16 protein-coding genes are annotated in these 17,683 nt (G+C 35.1%); 5 read left to right on the plus strand and 11 right to left on the minus strand.

Going from position 1 to position 17,683, the window contains the following annotated elements; translation table 11 throughout:
* Positions 1-2 precede the first annotated feature (2 nt).
* The 3 genes from FND99_RS13605 to FND99_RS13615 all read right to left on the minus strand — a co-directional run bounded on the left by FND99_RS13605 (position 3) and on the right by FND99_RS13615 (position 5,235).
* On the minus strand, positions 3-368 hold the full coding sequence (locus tag FND99_RS13605; protein ID WP_144338497.1) for a response regulator: 366 nt from the start codon (positions 366-368) through the stop codon (positions 3-5).
* A gap of 66 nt (positions 369-434) precedes the next feature.
* Complete coding sequence (locus tag FND99_RS13610) at positions 435-4,028, minus strand: response regulator (protein ID WP_246074216.1); 3,594 nt, start codon at positions 4,026-4,028, stop codon at positions 435-437.
* On the minus strand, positions 4,021-5,235 hold the full coding sequence (locus tag FND99_RS13615) for a hybrid sensor histidine kinase/response regulator (RefSeq protein WP_144338498.1): 1,215 nt from the start codon (positions 5,233-5,235) through the stop codon (positions 4,021-4,023). Before FND99_RS13615 ends, FND99_RS13610 begins: the two co-directional genes overlap by 8 nt.
* Before the next feature lie 276 nt (positions 5,236-5,511).
* Between FND99_RS13615 and FND99_RS13620 the strand changes: the two genes are divergently transcribed.
* Both FND99_RS13620 and FND99_RS13625 read left to right on the plus strand, forming a co-directional pair.
* A complete protein-coding gene (locus tag FND99_RS13620; protein WP_144338499.1) occupies positions 5,512-6,360 on the plus strand; it encodes an SDR family oxidoreductase in 849 nt (282 codons plus the stop codon).
* Between the two features lie 227 nt (positions 6,361-6,587).
* Positions 6,588-6,848, plus strand: coding sequence for a SemiSWEET family sugar transporter (locus FND99_RS13625; protein WP_144338500.1), 261 nt, complete (start codon positions 6,588-6,590; stop codon positions 6,846-6,848).
* 145 nt (positions 6,849-6,993) lie between these two features.
* On the opposite strand, the gene FND99_RS13630 is transcribed toward FND99_RS13625, so the two are convergent.
* The gene (locus FND99_RS13630) at positions 6,994-7,788 is read right to left on the minus strand and encodes a hypothetical protein (RefSeq protein WP_144338501.1); all 795 of its coding nucleotides are present in this window, start codon (positions 7,786-7,788) and stop codon (positions 6,994-6,996) included.
* A gap of 344 nt (positions 7,789-8,132) precedes the next feature.
* Positions 8,133-8,471: a hypothetical protein gene (locus FND99_RS13635; RefSeq protein WP_144338502.1), complete on the minus strand. Its 339-nt coding sequence runs from the start codon at positions 8,469-8,471 to the stop codon at positions 8,133-8,135.
* Between the two features lie 228 nt (positions 8,472-8,699).
* On the opposite strand from FND99_RS13635, the gene FND99_RS13640 reads away from it, so the two are divergent.
* The gene (locus tag FND99_RS13640) at positions 8,700-11,906 is read left to right on the plus strand and encodes a PAS domain-containing protein (protein WP_144338503.1); all 3,207 of its coding nucleotides are present in this window, start codon (positions 8,700-8,702) and stop codon (positions 11,904-11,906) included.
* Positions 11,907-11,972: 66 nt separating this feature from the next.
* Here the strand turns inward: FND99_RS13640 and FND99_RS13645 are convergent, their stop codons facing one another.
* On the minus strand, positions 11,973-12,404 hold the full coding sequence (locus tag FND99_RS13645; protein ID WP_144338504.1) for a response regulator: 432 nt from the start codon (positions 12,402-12,404) through the stop codon (positions 11,973-11,975).
* Between the two features lie 217 nt (positions 12,405-12,621).
* On the opposite strand from FND99_RS13645, the gene FND99_RS13650 reads away from it, so the two are divergent.
* On the plus strand, positions 12,622-13,125 hold the full coding sequence (locus FND99_RS13650) for a pyridoxamine 5'-phosphate oxidase family protein (protein WP_144338505.1): 504 nt from the start codon (positions 12,622-12,624) through the stop codon (positions 13,123-13,125).
* 105 nt (positions 13,126-13,230) lie between these two features.
* On the opposite strand, the gene FND99_RS13655 is transcribed toward FND99_RS13650, so the two are convergent.
* Complete coding sequence (locus tag FND99_RS13655; RefSeq protein WP_144338506.1) at positions 13,231-13,944, minus strand: DUF72 domain-containing protein; 714 nt, start codon at positions 13,942-13,944, stop codon at positions 13,231-13,233.
* Positions 13,941-14,672 (minus strand): DNA-formamidopyrimidine glycosylase family protein, encoded by a 732-nt coding sequence (locus FND99_RS13660; protein WP_144338507.1) that lies wholly within the window; start codon positions 14,670-14,672, stop codon positions 13,941-13,943. The genes FND99_RS13655 and FND99_RS13660 overlap by 4 nt, the downstream gene beginning before the upstream one ends.
* A 195-nt stretch (positions 14,673-14,867) precedes the next feature.
* Here FND99_RS13660 and FND99_RS13665 point away from each other — a divergent pair, with 195 nt between their 5' ends.
* A complete protein-coding gene (locus FND99_RS13665; RefSeq protein WP_144338508.1) occupies positions 14,868-15,404 on the plus strand; it encodes a hypothetical protein in 537 nt (178 codons plus the stop codon).
* A gap of 178 nt (positions 15,405-15,582) precedes the next feature.
* Here the strand turns inward: FND99_RS13665 and FND99_RS13670 are convergent, their stop codons facing one another.
* The 3 genes from FND99_RS13670 to FND99_RS13680 all read right to left on the minus strand — a co-directional run bounded on the left by FND99_RS13670 (position 15,583) and on the right by FND99_RS13680 (position 17,675).
* Entirely contained in the window at positions 15,583-16,230 is a 648-nt protein-coding gene (locus FND99_RS13670; RefSeq protein ID WP_144338509.1) for a DUF5661 family protein, read from the minus strand.
* A gap of 89 nt (positions 16,231-16,319) precedes the next feature.
* Complete coding sequence (locus FND99_RS13675) at positions 16,320-16,481, minus strand: DUF1328 domain-containing protein (RefSeq protein WP_084157389.1); 162 nt, start codon at positions 16,479-16,481, stop codon at positions 16,320-16,322.
* A gap of 108 nt (positions 16,482-16,589) precedes the next feature.
* The gene (locus FND99_RS13680) at positions 16,590-17,675 is read right to left on the minus strand and encodes a DNA topoisomerase IB (RefSeq protein WP_144338510.1); all 1,086 of its coding nucleotides are present in this window, start codon (positions 17,673-17,675) and stop codon (positions 16,590-16,592) included.
* Positions 17,676-17,683: the final 8 nt, after the last annotated feature.

Below are 17,683 nucleotides of genomic sequence, written 5' to 3' on the forward strand. Positions count from 1 at the left end.
ACTCAAATTCTGCTCAAAATAAGCAGCAACTTATCAACATCTACTGGTTTTGAGATATAATCATCTGCTCCAGCCTCTAAACATTTTTCTTTGTCTCCTGTCATTGCCTGTGCGGTTACGGCAATAACAAAAAGAGATTCTCGCGACGGTATCGCCTTTATTAGCGGAATTGCATCATAACCATCCATTTCGGGCATCATCATATCTAGCAATACTGCGTCAACTTTTTCGTCTGATTTTAACAGCTTTAAAGCATCCTCGGCACTTGTACAAGACAAACAATCATATGATTTGACACGCAAAGTATGTTCTAATGCGAAAATATTCCTCGAATCGTCATCAACAATTAAAAGTCGTTTTTTACTCATTTAATACTATTTATTAAACCTGACAGGTTTTTAAAACCTGTCAGGTTTCTATTGAAACCATTTATTTTAAACTTTATCATACAGCCAAACGCGCAACAACGACAACAGCTGGTCAACATCGACTGGTTTTGTAATATAATCTGATGCGCCGGCTTTAATGCATTTTTCCCTATCTCCGGTCATTGCTTTTGCGGTTACGGCGATCAACGGCAAATTCAGATGTTTCGGGTTTGATCGTATTTTTTCGGCCGTTTCATAACCGTCCATATTCGGCATCATCATATCCAATAAAACAATGTCTGTATCTGGATTTTCGTTTAAAATCTTTATTGCTTCATTTCCGTCAAAAGCCGTTATGATATTCATTTTAAAGACTTCTAAAGCTTTTGTCAACGAATAAATATTTCGAACATCATCATCTACAATCAGCACTTTTTTATCATGCAGAATATTGTTCAGTAAATTTAGCTTTTTATGTCCCTCTTTTTTATCGTTTCCTTCTTTTTTATCTTCGACCAAATGAAGGAAAAGCGAAACTTCGTCAAGCATTCTTTGATACGAATGTGCCGTTTTTACGATAATTGAATCGGCATACTTTTTAATTTTTACTTCTTCTTTAAGCGATAAGCTTTTTCCCGTAAATACAATTACCGGCAAGTTCTCCAAGCCCGGATTTTTCTTTACGCCATCCAGAATTTGATACGCTTGTTTGTCCGGAATTCCCATGTCAAGAATCACACAGTCAACTTCGGTTTTGTTTAAAGCTTGAAGTCCTTCTGAAACTTCGCTCTTGATTTCTGAATTGATATTGTAGGTTTCCAAGAAATACGCCAAAGCCTTAGCATGTTTTGGGTTATCTTCGATAATTAAAACCTTTTGTGCTTCTTTATTTATGATATACTCGATTCGTAAAAACACATCAGGAATTTTCTCAAAAGCTACTGGTTTGTCTAAGAAATCAACTGCTCCTTTTAATAAACTTTCCTGTTTTAATTTGTGCGAAGACATAATATGCACCGGAATATGTTTCGTTTCAGAATGATTTTTTAATTCTTCCAAAACTTCCCAGCCGCTTTTTATCGGAAGTTCGATATCCAGCAAAATACCAACTGGTTTGTAAAGCACCGTAAAATTCAAAGCATAATCACCACGAACGGCAACAACGCCTTTATAGCCTTTTTGACGTGTAAAACTCAAAAGAGATTTTGCAAAATTGACATCATCTTCAACAATCAAAATTACCTTGTCGCCTACTTTAATCGAGTTTCTGTCATCGTCGATTTCTTCCGGAATTATTGTGCTTATGTATTTTTTTGCTGGAGCCGATTCGGTTTCAGGTTCAATTTCCGTAAATTCTGTTGGTGGAATTTTCTCTACATTCACTTTATTGTACGCCGATCCGAAAACGGGCAGACATAACGTAAACGAACTTCCTTCATTTACTTTACTATGCAGAATAATTTCTCCTCTTAGTAATTTTGCTAATTCCCTGCTGATTGACAATCCCAAACCTGTTCCGCCATATTTGCGCTTAGTTGAGCCGTCGGCCTGTTGGAAAGCTTCAAAAACAAGTGGCTGTTTTTCTATCGGAATTCCGATTCCAGTATCTTTTACTATAAAACAGATTATTTTGTCGTCGTCTGTATTAATCTTAATTTCCAGACTTACTTTTCCTTTCTCTGTAAATTTGATTGCATTTGAAATCAAGTTTTTCAGAATTTGTTCCAAACGCATTTTATCTGTTTTGATGACAATTGGCGCTTCTTTTGCAATAATTTCAAATTCAATTCCTTTTTCTTTCGCAACCAAATTAAACAAGTTCCAAAGCGTGTCTGTAATTTCTTTTGTCGAAACATCTAAAAATTCCAATTCCATTTTACCGGCTTCAATTTTAGATAAATCCAAAATTTCGTCAATCAAGCCTAATAAACTATTTCCAGAACTCTGAATCACTTTTGCAAATTCAATTTCTTCATTGTTCATGCTTTTATTATTGTTTTCAGACAATAATCGGCTTAAAAGAAGAATTGAATTTAAAGGCGTTCTCAATTCATGAGACATATTCGCCAAAAACTCTGATTTATAACGTGTTGTTAGCTCTAAAGCCTCTGATTTTTTCTGAATTTCGTTGTTTTTTTCTTCCAATAAAACACTTCTTTCAGACAATTCTTCATTGGTTTGTTCCAATTCTTCCTGTTGCACGCGAAGTTCTTCTTCAGAAGCTTGAAGTTTTTCGGTCTGCGCTTCTAATTCGGCATTAATAGCTTCCAATTCACTATGTTGCACTTGCAGTTCTTCCGACTGTGATTTTGTTTCTTCCAGAAGTTCCAAAACTCGTTTTCTGTTTTGCGTTGATCGAATCGCAATTCCGATATTGTTTGCAACGGTTTTCAGAAACTCCAAATGCAATTCTGAGAATCCATAAATACTTGCCAATTCAACTGCACCTTCAATTTTATTATCATACAAAGGCAACGCTACAATATGAGTCGGTTTAATTTGACCAAGAGCATAATCAATCTGAATATCATCTGGCGTCAAGGTTTTTAATTCCAATATTTTTCCGGAAGCAATTGCCTGACCAATAAGACCTTCACCTTTTTTGATGAACTCCCTGTTTTTACTCGGAATATAACTATAACCAGCAGTAATGGCAAGCTCCTCGCCTTCGATCACATACATCACACCCGCGCTGCTGTTGGTATAATTGCATAAAAACTCAATAATATCTTTTGATAATTTATGCATCGGTTTTTCGCCAAGCATTGCATTATTTAAGTCGGCAATACCGGTTTGAAGCCACTCTTTTTGCGACAACAACTCAAATGAGCTTTTAAGATTTACGCCCATTGTGTTCAATGATTCTCCTACGCTTCCAAGCGCATCGGCTTTTGTGTCATCAACACGAATGTCATAATTTCCGTTAGAAATATTGGTTGCAATTGTACTAATCGCTTCAATTCGCTGTGCTGTTTCGCGGTCTTTTTTCTCTAATTCAAGCTGCAAGCCCAAACGTTCGTTATAATCTTTCAGAATACGGATCAAGAAAACTATTGAGATAATAAACGCAATAAAAAACGCCACAACAATCAATATCAAGCTGTAAGTTCCGTATTTGTCTGAATTTGAATTTCGTTCTGCCAAAAGTCCTTGTTCGGTTGTTTCGACTTTCTTGATCACCGCACGCAGTTCATTCATCATCTGTCGGCCTTCGTTCAAATCAAAAACCATTGTGTTTTTTCCCAGACGTTTTTTGACTATCTGATTGTTCAAATATTTGAAAAAATTGGTACGCATGACACGCAATTCCTTTAATGATTGCTGCTGCGAAGGATTATCAACTGTAAGTTCGTCCAATTTATCAAAATAGGCATTGGATTTAATTTCAGATTCGTTGTATCGGTCCACAAACTGTTCATCGCCAGTAATCAAGTAACCGCGCATGCTAGTTTGCGCCTCTGTAATAATTGCCGAACCTTCGTTTAGATTATAAATTACTTCCTGAGTATGATTGACCCAGAAATTACTGTTCAGCAAACTTTTAATGCTGATAAACGACGCAACAGAGCTGATTGTAAGTACTATTAACGAAACTAAAGAACTGATCAGCAGATTTCTTTTAAAATTATTCTTCATATTTGTTGATACTGTTTTATTCATATTTTAAAGGAAGTACAATAATAAAGCTCGCACCTTTGCCTACTTCGCTTCTAGCAGTGATTAATCCGTTGTGTTTTTCTATGATTTTTTTTGCGATTGCCAGTCCAATTCCGGTTCCTTCATACGTCTGGCGGTCATTTAGGCTTTGGAAAATAATAAATATCCGATCCAAGTAAATTTCATCAAAACCAATTCCGTTGTCTTTTACCGTAATTCTGCAATATTTTCCATTTGGCGAAGTCGGACTGTCAATAGATTTTTCCGAAATTAATTCTGAAGTGATTTCGATTAGCGGAGGCTCATTTGCTCCGGAGAATTTAATCGCATTTCCAATCAAATTTTGAAACACTTGGCGCAACTGACTCGGAATACTGTCGATTGTTGGCAATTCTGATGTTTTGATGGTTGCATTTTTTCGGTCAATCAAATAATCAAAATCTGAAAGTACTTCCTGCAAAACTACATTCAAATCGGTACTCTCTGGTTTTACCTGAGCCGATAAACGCGAATACGCCAAAAGATCCGTAATCAAAGTCTGCATTCGCTCCGCCGATTTTATTGTACGATCCACGTAATCAATTGCTTTTGCATCTGCAGTCAAATAAAGATCCTTAATGATTTTTATAAAAATTTGGATTTTCCTGATTGGTTCGTTCAAATCGTGCGAAACCACCCAAGCAAACTGCTGGAGTTCGTGGTTTTTCATCTCCAATTCTTCATTTTTCAGAACTAGTTCTCTTGTTCTTTCGGCAATTTTAATTTCAAGATTGTCTTGGGCTTCTTTTCTGATTTTTATTTCTTTTGAAAGAAGATCTTTAATGCCTTTCAATTCATTTTGCTGTTCGTAGATTTTGATGAAGGTTTTGACCTTCAGCATTAGCAAATCGGTATCCACTGGTTTTGTGATATATTCCACAGCCCCAGTTTCATAACCCTTGAAAATATATTTTTTTTCGATATTTAAAGCAGAAAGGAAAATAACCGGAATATCTTTTGTTCGTTTATTTCCCGAAAGGATTTTTACCACTTCAAAGCCGTCAAGTCCCGGCATTTGAACATCCATAATAATGAGGCAATAGTTTGTTTTTAGGATTTTCCTCAGGGCTTCTTCCCCCGACTCAGCAGTATCGACATCAATATTATGCAGCTCTAATGTTTTTTTTAAGGCAATAATATTTGCCTTTATATCGTCTACAATTAATACCATGCTGTGTGGGGTAATAGCGTTATGAATTTGTTTTGGTCTGAAATGTTAATTAGGCAAAAGTCGTACAAAACATCTGATCCTATTTTGGACAGCTTTGGCTCAACCTTCAAATTTATAAAGAAAAGTTAAAACTAGTTTTCATCCAAAATACAATTCGTTATATAATTCCCATGTTTAAGAAATGAGCGTTTTTGAGGCAATCTTAAAACTATTTCAGTCAATTTTTTGGTTAAAACAGAACTATATTAGAAATAAATTACTACAAATCAAAATGTTATGAAAAAGACAAAAACATTTCCAGAACAAAAACAAGAACTTCCGGGAAATGAATACCTAATGCATCCGGAACCCGAAATAATTCGTAAAAATTATACAGGAAGCGGCAAGCTTTTTGACAAAGTTGCTTTTATAACAGGCGGTGACAGCGGTATTGGCCGAAGCGTGGCGGTTCATTTTGCCCGAGAAGGTGCGAATATTGCCATCGTTTATCTAAAAGAAGATAAAGACGCGTTGCTTACAAAAGAATTAATCGAAAAAGAAGGGCAACAATGTTTACTTATAAGTGGCGATTTAAAGGACGAGAAATTCTGTAAAAGTGCCGTAAAACAATGCGTCAGCACATTTAAAAAAATTAATGTTTTAGTCAATAATGCGGCGGTTCAGTTTCCGCAAAGCGAATTAGAGAAAATTACGGCAACACAGCTTAAAAAGACTTTTGAAACCAATATTTATCCGTATTTCTATATCACAAAAGCGGTTTTGCCTTTTTTGAATGGAAACGATGCGATTATCAACACAAGCTCTGTAACAGCGTATCGCGGAAGCGATCATTTGGCTGATTATGCAAGTACGAAAGGTGCGATTGTAAGTTTTACACGATCATTATCAACAATGCTTGCAAAAAGAAAAATTCGAGTAAATGGCGTAGCACCAGGCCCTATTTGGACACCGCTGATTGTAGCAAGTTTTGACAAAATTTCAGATTTTGGAAAAGACAACCCCATGGGACGAGCGGGACAACCCTCAGAAGTTGCGCCTGCATATGTGTTTCTCGCCTGCGAAGACAGCAGTTATATTACGGGGCAATTTATTCATATTAATGGCGGGGAATTGGTTGGTGGGTGATTTAATTTTGCCCGCAGATTTTACGGATTAAACGAGTTTGCGCTGTTTTTTGTCATTTCGACTGAAAGGAGAAATCACACTCGCAAGTCTACAAAGAGAATCGCCAATCGTTGTCGAGTTTCTAGTGCGATTTCTCCTTTCAGTCGAAATGACAAAAAGTACGCAATAATTATCGTTAAAAAAAACTTAGTCCCTTAGCATCTCAGAACCTCAGAACCTTAAAAAAAATGAACTACATCGACATTATAGGATTATTTGCTGGAGCGTGTATCACATTTTCTACAATTCCGCAGATTTTAAAAGTTTGGAAAACCAAAAAGGTAAAGGATATTTCCCTTAAAACTTTCGGAATTCTGACTTTCGGGATTGTGGTCTGGATTATTTATGGCGTTTTGAAAAAAGATCTTCCTATCATCATTACCAATAGTGTTTCGCTTTGCCTTAATCTGATTATGGTTTATTTTATTATTTATTATGAAAAAGAGTAGTTTGAGGGGCTAAGGTTCTGAGGGACTAAGGGACTAAGGTTCTAAGATATTAGACCAAAAAAAAAAATCCTGAGACCCTAAGTAAAAAACTCAGAACCTCAGAATCTTAGCATCTTAGTATCTCAAGATAAATATATGTTGCTTCTCAGCTAGCTAATTTTTGGTTATAAAGTTTAAATGACCAATGGTGTCTGGCTCTGAAAAGTTTTACTGATGCCATTACATCAGAAAAACTCATGGTCGAAATTCGTTTTATTTCTGCGAATTGTCTTTCTGCAAAATCAACGATAGGATCAAATGTTGACAAATAGTTGAAAGCGTGTTGCTCTAATTCCATTTCAACAATATGATTTAAAATGCTTTTTTTAAGAAGTGTGCCAACAACTCCTTTTTCAGGCATTGTTTTGAATTGGTGAATCTTTTTTGAAATTCTTGAATTCTCTTTTCCGATATAAATATAGTTGCCAGAATCGTTTGTAAAATGCTGTTTTACCTGCGAAACTAATGGTGTAGTTTTATTCTCCAGCGTTGGCATTCCTAACAAAGTAAACTGAATGCGTTTATGGCTTTCAAAATACAAAACACTATTAATTACAGACGAATTGTTTAAAACTGCCGATTGGTTTTTACTTAAAATTTTCTTTTCTCCATTTGCTCCAAAACTGTGACATACTTTTCCGTTTTCACAGTAAACAAAAAACACTGGAGCCGACTGAAATGCTTCGATACTTAAACTTACATCCTGATGAAAAACCAAATCAAAGTGCATAAATAAAATTTTGTCGTCAAAGCGAGTTCCTTTTATAGAGCCTTTTGTCCATTTTGATTGAATATCTAAATTATATTCATTGTTTTGTGCACTTAACGTGCCATTAAAACTGTCTTTAAGATCATTAAAAACAGTATCAAATTCACCATTGTTTATGTATAGTTTTTTCATTTTGGTTTGGTTTTAATAAAGCAGTCAGTACTTAATTTGTTTTATAAAAATGAGTTTATAATATTTCTCATTTTGTATAATCCAAATTTCGTATTAATTGTAAATCAAACCCTTACACAATTTCAGTCAGATATTTCATAATTTTTATTTACAAGATTCTAAGTTTCTAAGATTCTGAGATGCTAAGTCATTTAGCAAACGTGAAAACCATTGTTTCGCAAAGGTTTAAAAAACTTAGTAACTCAGAATCTTAGAAACTTAGCGTCTTTAAAAAAAAACAGCTGCCCCAGATAAATCTGGAACAACTGCTCCTCAGCAAAATAAAAATACCTATTTATTTTATCTTAAGTAAGTTCGCTGATGTCAGCGTTTTTTGAATAATTCTTTTTCGGAATATCTTTAAAAAATTCGGCTTCGTCTAAATCCGCTGTAGGGCCATATCCTATTAAATGGGTTCCTTTAACATGATCTTTTGTTTCAATTATGTACAAAATTGACATATCATCTGGATTGCTCATTCCCTCGTATCGGTGGTGCGCAACAATGTAGATTTCGTCTGGTTGATATGCATATTTTGTATCAGAATCTATCAGGCCACCGTTATCAAATAAAAAATTTGCGGTGTAGCCTTCATCTTGATATTTCTGAATATAGTCGGTTTCGTGTTTTTGCTCTTTTTTCATGACTTTAAATTTGAATAACATTTATGCTAATCTATGTTTATCAAATTTCATCATAGCCTGCAAATAAAATTAACTCTATAGATTTTAAGATTAGCTCATTCAAAAAAGACTAATTCTAATGCTGAATATTTTAATTAATTTTAATTTTTCAAAGCGCATAACATACAAAAGTGCTATATTTATTACATAAAATTTAGTTTTCAACAAAGCGCAAAAAAACAAATTTTAATGAACAATACTAACTACGATTTTCTTTCAAACGGAGGCGAAATGGGTGCCCTGACGCGTGCCAAAGATTGGAGCAAAACTCCCGTTGGAGCAGTTGAAACCTGGCCTCAAAGTCTTCGAACGACTTTAGGCATCATTTTGCATTCACGATTCCCAATGTTTTTATTTTGGGGGCCTGAGCATATTTGTTTTTATAATGATGCGTATCGTCCAAGTCTTGGAAACGAAGGAAAACACCCTGATATTTTAGGTCAAAAAGGCGCTGAATACTGGCCGGAAATTTGGGATTTTATTGGTCCATTAATAGATCAAGTTCTCACAGATGGCGAACCTACTTGGCATGAAGATCAATTGGTCCCTATTTACAGAAACGGAAAGTTAGAAGATGTTTACTGGACGTTCAGTTATAGTCCGGTTTCAAATGATGACGGAAAAATTTCTGGCGTTTTGGTCGTCTGCACCGAAACTACAGACAAAGTAAATATTCGCAAAAGACTTGAAGAAAGCAACGAACGCTATCGAAACAACATTTTGCAGGCTCCAAGCGCCATGTGCATTTTGAGAGGAAAAGATTTTGTTGTTGAAATTGCCAACCGGTTAATGCTTGAAATTTGGGAACGAAAAGAAAATGAAGTTCTCAACAAACCTATTTTCAAATCACTGCCCGAAGCTGCCGGACAAGGTCTGGAAGACATTTTAATGAATGTCTATTTGACCGGCGAGCGCTTTACTGCAAATGAGCTTCCGGTAAAATTAACCCGAAACGGCAAAATTGTAAATACATTTATTAATGTTGTTTACGAAGCTTTATATGAACCTGACGGTTCTATATCAGGAATTGTCGCTATTGCAAATGATGTAACACTCCAGGTTACGGCGCGAAATGCCATTGAAGAAAGCGAAAAGCGTTTTAAAAACATTGTACAGCAGGTTCCTCTTAGCATTGCAATTCTTAAAGGTCCTGATCATATTGTCGAGTTGGCAAATGATACCTATTATCAAATTGTTGACAAAACAGAAGAAGAAACACTTAACAAACCAGTTTTTGAGTCTGTTCCTGAGACTAAAAGCGCTGTTTATCCGCTGATTACTAAAGTTTATGAAGAAGGAATTCCTTATTTTACAGATGAACTTCGTGTAACTTTAAATCGATATGACAAGCAAGAAGAATGCTATTTTAATATTGTTTTTCATCCTTTACGAGAGGAAAACAACGAAATTTCAGGCGTCATTGTCGTAGGTTATGAAGTAACAGAATCCGTAAAAACAAGATATTTGCTAGCTGAACGAGAAAAAGCTTTTAGAAATCTAGTTATGCAGTCGCCAATTGCAATGACGATTTTTAAAGGAAAAGATCATATTATCGAATTGGCCAACACAACGATGCTGCTAGATATTTGGCAGAAAAAAGAAAGCGAAACGATTGGCAAACCAGCCTTGGAAGTTTTTCCGGAATTGCTGCATCAAAAATATCCACAGCTTTTAAACGATGTATTGCACAACGGAAAAACGATTCGTGAAAATGAATCGATAGCATACATCGAAATTAAAGGCAAACTCAAGAAATTTTATCTCGATTATCAATATACACTGCTTTTTGAACCAAATGGAGATATTTCGGCGGTAATGATCAACGTGAATAATGTTACAGACAAAGTCGAGGCCAGAAAAAAAGTGGAAGATGCAGAAGAGAGAGTCCGCTTGGCTTCTGAAATTGCCGAAATCGTAACTTGGGATTTAAATGTTCCTACGCAGGAATTAATTTATTCGAACAATTTGCTGACGCTTTTTGGCCTCGAAAAAAACAAAAAAGTTACCCGAGCGCAGATTTTAAGCCAAATTTTTGAAGAAGATTTTCCGGTGATTGAAAAAGCATTCGCAAAGGCGCTTAAAACTACGGTTTACAAATACGAAGCCCGAATTCTTAAACCAGATGATTCGGTTGCGTGGATCAGAGTGCACGGAAAAATGTTTTTTGATGATTTGAAAAATCCTGTAAAAATGCTCGGAATTGTAATGGATATTACCGACGAAAAAAATAATCAGGAAATTTTAATGAAAAGCGAACAAAGATTCAGACTCCTTGCCGACTCAATTCAGCAGTTTGTTTGGACCAGCGATGCACTCGGAAATTTAAATTACTTTAATAAATCGATTTATGATTATTCTGGTTTGTCTAAAATCAATATCAATCAAAACGGATGGCTCCAGATTGTTCATCCTAACGATCGTCAAGAAAATATTAATCGGTGGATGGAAGCAATTAAAACCGGTAATGATTTCTTATTTGAACATCGATTTCTGCGTCACGACGGAAAATACAGATGGTATTCCAGTCATGCGATTCCGCAAAAAGATGCCGAAGGAAAAATTCAGATGTGGGTAGGAACAAGTACCGATATTCAGGATCAAAAAGATTCTACCGATTTGCTGGAAAAACAAGTTTTACAGCGCACCGAAGAACTCGAAAGCAAAAACAAGGATTTGATAAACATGAATATTGAATTGCAGTCGTTTGCCTATATTTCAAGCCACGATTTGCAGGAACCGCTGCGAAAAATACAGACTTTTGCCAGCCGACTAACCGATTTGGACGAACAGAATATCTCGGCGAGAGCCAAAACCTATTTAGAACGTATCGAATTTTCGGCCAAAAGAATGCAGGCGTTGATACAAGATCTTCTAGCTTATTCCAGAACCAATTCGGCCGAGAGGACTTTTGTAAAAACTAATTTAGATGAAATTGCCGAGGAAGTCATTATGGATTTTTCTGACCGAATTGAAGAAAAAAATGCAGTTATTGATCTTCAGCCTCTTGGAGAAGGAACTGTAATGCCTTTTCAATTTAGGCAGCTTCTCCACAATTTGATTGGAAATGCGTTGAAGTTCTCACGTAAAGATGTTCCTCCCCATATTCAAGTTAAAGCGCGGAGAGTTATTGGACATAAATTAAATTTCAAGGTTGATTATCCTGATAAAATTTACTTCTGCCTGAGAATTACCGACAACGGAATTGGTTTTGATGATGAATATAAAGAACGAATTTTTGAAGTTTTTCAACGTCTAAATACCGAAAGCGAATTTCTGGGAACTGGAATTGGTCTTGCAATCGTAAAAAAAATTGTCGAAAACCATAAAGGAATCATCAAAGCAAGCAGTGAAAAAGGCCACGGAGCAACATTTAAAGTTTTCCTGCCGGAATTATAAAAAAATACCAGATTCATTTGCTGAAAATGAATCTGGTATTTCTTTTTTTTTTGTTAGGTGCTGAGATTATAATTTGTACACAAATGTTTTTTGGTCTGGAACAAATTCTTTCCAATTTATGGATAATGAATGTTCAATAGATTTTATAATATCTTTCATCAAAACCGGTTTTGTAATAAAAAAATTAGCTCCCAAAGCGAGACTTTTTTCAATGATACTTGGTTCATTTGATGTTGAAAAAATAATAATTGGAATATCATTATTTTCATCAGATCCTTTGAGTTCTGTCAGGACATCAAAGCCATTTTTTCCGGGCATATTCAAGTCTAAAAAAATAACATCCGGCTTTGGCGGTGCGTGTGCTATTGCATTTAGTAACTTTTCTCCACCCGTGTAAGTTTGCAGAACTATATCTTTTGATAATGAATCGACGGCATCGGCAAAAATACTCAAATCGTCTTCGTCATCATCTGTATAGAAAATTAACAAATCGTTCATGTAGAAAGGGTTAAACTGTTTTTGTAAAGATAAAAAAAATAAGTTTACACACAATATTCTGTTAAAATTTTCTGACAAAACTCCAAAATTGAAATCTGATAATTTTAAAATATAATTCTATAAATCTTTCCGTTCTAAAAACCGCAACTTTGTTTGGAAGATTTTTTTCAAACAAAACAAATTCAACGATTTATACAATAATTAAAATTATAAAGTCATGGGAGATCATAAAAACCTTACCGAAGAATTAGCGGTAAACAAGATAAAAGAATTAGCAGAAAACATAAAAACCTGCATGTTTTGCACTTACAATAACGACCGTTTGCAGTCGAGACCAATGTCGGTTCAAAAAATTGATGATTTGGGCAATCTTTGGTTTTTGTCTGACCGAAACAGCAGCCAAAATGCCGATATTACAATGAACCCTACAGTAGAAATATTTTTTGCTGAACCAAACGATAAATTCCTGACTCTTCACGGATCAGCAACTATTAAATATGACAGAGAAACGATCAAGGATTTGTACGATCCAATTGTAAAAGTCTGGATGCCAGGCGGCATCGACGATCCAAATTTAAGCGTCATAAAAGTAGTTCCTGATGATGGTTATTACTGGAACAACAAAAACGGCAAACTGGTCGCAATCGCTAAAATGACCGCAGCGCTTGTTACTGGAAAAACTATGGATGACGGTGTTGAAGGTAATTTGCAATTGCAGTAGTTTTTTGAGCTGCAATTTAACCGCAAAGTCCGCAAAGATTTACGCAAGGTTCGCAGGAATTATTTCTTTGTGTGCTTTGCGTTTTTTTCTTTGCGGACTTTGCGGTTAAAATAAAATTCTCTTCATCTCTAAAGCATTCAAAATTCCTGCTTCGCTTGCTGTATTATTGAAATACACAAATCCCGATTTAGACTCTATTTTTGCCTTGATTTCAGACAATTCATCAGAAGTATAACGCGAATAAAAAAGCTTCGGGATTCCGTGTAAACGAACGTAGACAAGCGGAAAATCGGTGAAAATGGTTTGCGGTAATTTTGGGTAGCTCACACTGCAAAATGTAATGTTGTTTTCTAAAAAAGCGGTCCAAACTTCTTCATTCCACCAACTTTCATGACGAAATTCAATTACATTTTTAAAGCTTAAATTCAAGTTTTGAATAATATGTTGCAGTCTTTCAGAGGTAAACGAATAACTCGGCGGAAACTGAAATAAAATACAACCTAATTTATCTTTCAAACCCTCTTTGCAACAATTATAAAAGTTATTTAATAAAACTTCGCAGTCAATAAACTTTTTAAGATGTGTGATTTCTTTTGGCGCTTTTACCGAAAATAAAAAATCAGGAGGTGTTTTATTATACCAATTTCCAAAGATTCTTAAAGTCGGAAATTTATAAAAGCTACCGTTGAATTCATAGGTTTTAAAATGTTGGCAATAAAAATCAAACCATTTTGACGTAGGCAGATTTTCGGGATAAAAAATGCCTTTCCAAAACCGATTATTATAACTCGAACATCCTATTAAAATATCATTTTTCATATGTGAAGCTGTTGACAATTGGTACAGAAAAAACTTCGGCGGTTTCTTTTTCCCGTGTGTTTTCTCATGAAAGGCAAATTACAACGCAAGCAAATACTTTTTGTGTAGGCGAGCCAATGTTTCTTTAATTCGTACTTTTTTTTCCAATACAAAAATTCAAAACTATAAACGGAGCATTCCGAAATTATCTCAGTGATTTTCTCCGGCGGAATTTTCCCAACCAACGATTCTGGATGAATGTAGCATCGGTACAAAACTTCATTTTTGATGATGTTGCCTACTCCCGAAAATATATTTTGATCTAAAATCGCATCGCAAATCATTTCGTCAGGAATTTTGTCCAGACTTTCTTTCGCTTTCTTCGGATTCCAGTTTTCATTCAGCACATCTTCGCTCCAGTCATAATACTGATTTACATCACCTTCCAGTATTTTAATCGAACAGGTGTAGAAATTGATTTCGCCTGTAGCAAATTTCAAATGCAGTCTGGGTTTGGTTTCTTTTTGCTCGTTGACGCGGTAGGTGCCAAACATAAGCATGTGAATTTTAACTGTAAAATCATCAAAGCAAATCAAAAAATGCTTTCCCCAAGTTTTGAATGACTCGATTTTTTTGTTTTTTAAACGCTGAATATCAATACTGCTGTTTCCAGAAACTTCAATTATTTTTTGACCAGAAAACTGTTGTACTTCTTCTTTTAAAATCAATATGGATGGTCCTTCGGGCATAATCTTTCGTTTTTATTTTCATTTTTAACAGTTAATAAAATTACCATTCGAAAAGCCACTTGGGTTATAGCATTCTTCAATAAAATTCTATTCTACACATCTGATAATTATACAATTACACTAAACAATTCTATAAGGAATACTCTTGTATTTAGAAGTAGATTTGTTTTATAGAAATTATAAAAACTCGAAATCATGAATACTATAAATAAAAACAACAGCATTCTTAATAGAAACCCAAACGCCGCCAACAGGAATACGGTAATGAATGAAGAACTCTATGATTTAGATGATCAAAAAAATACCGACAACAGTATTGAAGAAACTGCAAATCGCGGTTATACGGTAAGAAATGGACATAACCCAGACAAGCCAAATCCTGATGAAACTATGGATTATAGCGACGACGATTTAGACGATCTAGATGACGATTTTCATAACGACCGTGACTTAGATGACAGCAATGATAATGTCTATGAAGTGGAACTTGAAAATGACGATGATTATATCGATGAAGATCTAGACGAAGAAGTAGAAAACGATGAATTTGATAATCCCGCCGACACTTTTGAAAATGATTTTAATGAAACGGAAGACGATTTAGAAGATCTTGACGAAGATGAAGACGATTTTAATGACGAAGACGATGATAACGATGATGATAATACTTATATTGAGGACGACGTACAAGAAGATGATGATTCGTACTCAGATGACGATTTAAGAAAATAATATTTCAAACTTTAAAAAATAAAAACCGTTAAGCGTAAAAACTTAACGGTTTTTTTATGTTTTTTCTAGGTGAAAATAATTGTATTTCTGTTCGTTACTATGTAAAATGGATAATCGTTGTGTAGACGCATTAAAATGTGTAGACGCATTAAAATGCGTCTCTACGATAGGATTAATTTTAATCGCCAATTTTTTCCAATGTCGGGATGTCATCCATTTTTTGAAGACGCTCTGTTAATCCTGCTCTGGCTTCGGTCAATTCTTGTTCGGCTTTGCCTAATTCTTTATACCAGGCTTCTTTTCCTTTCGATGAATTTTCAATCTTTCGCATAATTTCATAAATCTCGCCTTCTGCTTCCATTACTTGCAAGCGTTTGTAATACGTCAGGCTTTCGGTCATATGTGCAAGCGCAATCATTGCCGTTAAAAACGGATGATTATTGGTCACATTCACGTCTTTGATTTTTCCGTGCTCAAGTTCCACTTTCAATGCATACGCAAATTCCTCCATGTTAAATTCGGCATGCTTGCTTTTTGGATTTAAATACGCTTTAATCGCTTCGACATTATTCATTGTCGAAAGATCGACTTCGGTGTGTTTAGTATCAAGCAAGTCTTTATAAACGACATTTGCAATCGCTCTTGCTTCGGCATTTGTTGGGTCGTTTTTAGGATTTTCAAAATCACGAACCGACCAGTCCCAGTTTTGAGGATGAACAGGCTTTATGTACTTTTCACAGAAATCTGTCACATCATTTTTCAAGCTTACCATTTCGTCTTCTCTTTTTACGTAAACATCTTGATAAGCACCGCTTTTTGTTCCCATAATTGTTATTTTTTAAAAGATAAACGACACAAAATACCAAAATATAGTTGTGTCGTTTTTATCGCTATTATTTACTGAGATTCTTTGGTTTATACACTTCTTCGGCCACTGATAAGCGAAATGATAAATAACACCAAGAATATAAAAAATAAAACTTTTGCTATACTAGCTGCTCCAGCGGCAATGCCACCAAAACCAAATATTCCGGCAACTATTGCCAAAATAATAAATATGACTGTCCAACGTAACATAATAATTGATTTTTAATTAATAATGATTTTGTTTGTTTCTCAAATTTCATGCTTTTAAAGGAGATGCATTAACTCTAAACGATTTATTTCTAGCTCTATAACTGTGATTTATTTTAAATTGACCTGATAATTTTCGATCAATTCTGCGAAAGCAGTTTCTGAGCGTGAAAAATATTTTTTATTGCTTCGGCTCTTTTTTGCTTTGTCAAAATAGGGCTGAATCGATCCATCTTCATAAGTCGAAACCAAAAGCGGATGAACGTAATAATTTTTGCATACATTTCTTGTGTTTCCAAGTGCTTCGGCTGTGGCGTCGTATGCGGTTATGATGTTTTTTTTGATTTCTTTTTCGTCTGATGAAATTCCGATTTCCATTAAATTTTCAAAGAATATTATTGAAGCTGCCCAAGTTCTAAAATCTTTTGCACTGAAATATTCTCCCGAAATTTCATGCAGATATTCGTTGACCATATGACTGTCTAAAACTTTGCGTTCGCCATTTTTGTCGTAATATTTAAAAACTTCCCAACCCGGAATTTCCTCGCATCGGCTAACCAGTTTTATAAGCTGTTTATTTCTGGTTGTAATCGTGTGCTGTTTTCCTTTTTTTCCGACGAATTCAAATCGGAGGAAATTTTTATTGATGTTGATGTGTCTTTTTCTCAACGTCGAAAGTCCATACGATTTATTGTCTTTTGCGTATTTCTCATTCCCGATTCTGATATGCGTTTCTTCCATTAACCGAATCACTAATGCAATTACTTTTTCTTTAGACCATTCTTTTTGCTCCAAATCACGATCGACTTGTTTGCGTATCGCGGGAAGCTTTTGACCAAATTCGGCTATTTTGTAAAACTTCGTTTGGTTTCGTATTTGATTCCATTTCGGATGATAACGGTATTGTTTTCTGTTCTTTACATCTAAACCAACCGCTTGCAAATGTCCGTTTGACAAATCTGAAATATGCACATTTACCCATGCTGGGGGCAAAACTAAACTGCTGAAGCGTTTTAATTCGCTTTTTTGCTTAATGCAGCGGCCATTTTTTTTATAAACAAAACCATCTTCGCTTTCGCATCGTTCAATTGGCAATTTTTGATTGCTTACGTAAACCAAATCCAATTTTTCAAGTACCAAATGCGGTGACTTGATTAATTGATTCATAAGTTTTTGCTGAGCGACTTTTGCAGGCATGGTTTTAA

This window comes from Flavobacterium daemonense (assembly GCF_007341385.1).
Lineage (GTDB): Bacteria > Bacteroidota > Bacteroidia > Flavobacteriales > Flavobacteriaceae > Flavobacterium > Flavobacterium daemonense.

What these genes read in the sequence shown, in the direction of transcription:
- FND99_RS13605 (WP_144338497.1), bottom strand. Translation starts at nt 368, where the DNA reads ATGAGTAAAAAACGACTTTTAATTGTTGATGACGATTCGAGGAATATT.
- FND99_RS13610 (WP_246074216.1), bottom strand. Translation starts at nt 4,028, where the DNA reads ATGAATAAAACAGTATCAACAAATATGAAGAATAATTTTAAAAGAAAT.
- FND99_RS13615 (WP_144338498.1), bottom strand. Translation starts at nt 5,235, where the DNA reads ATGGTATTAATTGTAGACGATATAAAGGCAAATATTATTGCCTTAAAA.
- FND99_RS13620 (WP_144338499.1), top strand. Translation starts at nt 5,512, where the DNA reads ATGAAAAAGACAAAAACATTTCCAGAACAAAAACAAGAACTTCCGGGA.
- FND99_RS13625 (WP_144338500.1), top strand. Translation starts at nt 6,588, where the DNA reads ATGAACTACATCGACATTATAGGATTATTTGCTGGAGCGTGTATCACA.
- FND99_RS13630 (WP_144338501.1), bottom strand. Translation starts at nt 7,788, where the DNA reads ATGAAAAAACTATACATAAACAATGGTGAATTTGATACTGTTTTTAAT.
- FND99_RS13635 (WP_144338502.1), bottom strand. Translation starts at nt 8,471, where the DNA reads ATGAAAAAAGAGCAAAAACACGAAACCGACTATATTCAGAAATATCAA.
- FND99_RS13640 (WP_144338503.1), top strand. Translation starts at nt 8,700, where the DNA reads ATGAACAATACTAACTACGATTTTCTTTCAAACGGAGGCGAAATGGGT.
- FND99_RS13645 (WP_144338504.1), bottom strand. Translation starts at nt 12,404, where the DNA reads ATGAACGATTTGTTAATTTTCTATACAGATGATGACGAAGACGATTTG.
- FND99_RS13650 (WP_144338505.1), top strand. Translation starts at nt 12,622, where the DNA reads ATGGGAGATCATAAAAACCTTACCGAAGAATTAGCGGTAAACAAGATA.
- FND99_RS13655 (WP_144338506.1), bottom strand. Translation starts at nt 13,944, where the DNA reads ATGAAAAATGATATTTTAATAGGATGTTCGAGTTATAATAATCGGTTT.
- FND99_RS13660 (WP_144338507.1), bottom strand. Translation starts at nt 14,672, where the DNA reads ATGCCCGAAGGACCATCCATATTGATTTTAAAAGAAGAAGTACAACAG.
- FND99_RS13665 (WP_144338508.1), top strand. Translation starts at nt 14,868, where the DNA reads ATGAATACTATAAATAAAAACAACAGCATTCTTAATAGAAACCCAAAC.
- FND99_RS13670 (WP_144338509.1), bottom strand. Translation starts at nt 16,230, where the DNA reads ATGGGAACAAAAAGCGGTGCTTATCAAGATGTTTACGTAAAAAGAGAA.
- FND99_RS13675 (WP_084157389.1), bottom strand. Translation starts at nt 16,481, where the DNA reads ATGTTACGTTGGACAGTCATATTTATTATTTTGGCAATAGTTGCCGGA.
- FND99_RS13680 (WP_144338510.1), bottom strand. Translation starts at nt 17,675, where the DNA reads ATGCCTGCAAAAGTCGCTCAGCAAAAACTTATGAATCAATTAATCAAG.